Origin of the sequence: Saccharomonospora iraqiensis subsp. iraqiensis (genome assembly GCF_000430445.1) — a bacterium.
GTDB classification, from domain to species: Bacteria; Actinomycetota; Actinomycetes; order Mycobacteriales; family Pseudonocardiaceae; genus Saccharomonospora; species Saccharomonospora iraqiensis.
Window position 1 is genome coordinate 73003 of record NZ_KE387110.1, and the last position, 1185, is coordinate 74187.

A 1185-nucleotide genomic window follows, 5' to 3' on the forward strand; every position below is an offset into this window, starting at 1 on the left:
GTGCCCCCGGCGGCTTCGGTGCCGTCGGCACTCCCGGTGTCCCCGCCGGCGTCCGGGCGCGAACCGCTGCCCGGCCGTCCGGCGTCGTCGTCGGTGGGTGGCGTGCCGGGGTGGGGTGCCTGGAAGGCGCGGGTGAGCACGTGGGCGTACATCCGCACCGGACTGGGCACGGTCGGCGGGTTCACCACCCCGGGCAGGTACGCGAGGTCGGTGGCGAACGGCAGCAGCCGGTCGTAGACCTCCCGTGCCGAGCCGGGCCGGTTCTCCGGCTCCTTCTCCAGCAGGTGCTCCAGCACGGCCCGGACCTCGGCGGGCACGTCCGGCCGTTCGTCGGTCACCGGCGGCGGCCGCTCGTCGACCTGCTTGTTCATCACGGTGTACGAGGTCGCCCCGTGGAACACCGGGCGGCCGGTGAGCATCTCGTACATCGTGCAGCCCAGCGCGTACAGATCGGTGCGGGGCTCACTGATCGCCGCCATCACCTGTTCGGGTGCCATGTAGGCGGGTGTGCCGATGCTCTGCCCCGACCGCGTGATCCGCGAGACGTCGGCCACGGCCATCGCCACGGCGAGCCCGAAGTCCAGCACCTTCACGGTGCCGCTCGGCTCGACCATCAGGTTGCTCGGCTTGAGGTCCCGGTGGACCAGCGACTCCTCGTGCGCCACGGCCAGCACCGCACACGTCTGCGCGGCGACGGCGGCGGCCCACCCGACGGGCAGACGTTCCTGCTGGTCCACCAGGTCGGCCACGCTGAGCCCGCGCACCCGCTCCATCACCAGGTACGGCCTGCCGTGGCCGGACCCGTCGGCGGGGTCCTCGGTGCCGACGTCGAACACGGCGGGCACGCCGGGGTGCCGGAGGCGGGCGGTGATGCGGGCCTCCCGGTCGAACCGGCGCATGATCTCGTCCTCCGGCAGCCCGTCGGAGAACCGCACGAACTTGACGGCGACCTCCCGGTCGAGCCGGGTGTCGTGACCGACCCAGACCTCACCCATCCCGCCGCGGGCGAGCGGTTCCAACTCGTAGCGCCCGTGGATCACCTTGCGACCGTTCACCACGTTCCCCCGTCACCGCCGTTTCCGTCCGCGTCCCGCCCGGAGTCGTTCACCATTGTCCCGCCCGCCACCAGCGGGCGTAGTGGGGCAGCACCTCGGGCAGTGGCCGGGGCCCCAGCCCGGCGAGCCG

At 73.2% G+C, this 1185-nt stretch carries 1 protein-coding gene; it reads right to left on the minus strand.

Annotated elements, in window-relative coordinates; all coding sequences use genetic code 11:
* Positions 1-1055 (minus strand): serine/threonine-protein kinase (locus tag ACTIR_RS23805; RefSeq protein WP_154663790.1); only part of this gene is annotated, 1055 nt, incomplete at its 3' end.
* Positions 1056-1185 lie beyond the last annotated feature (130 nt).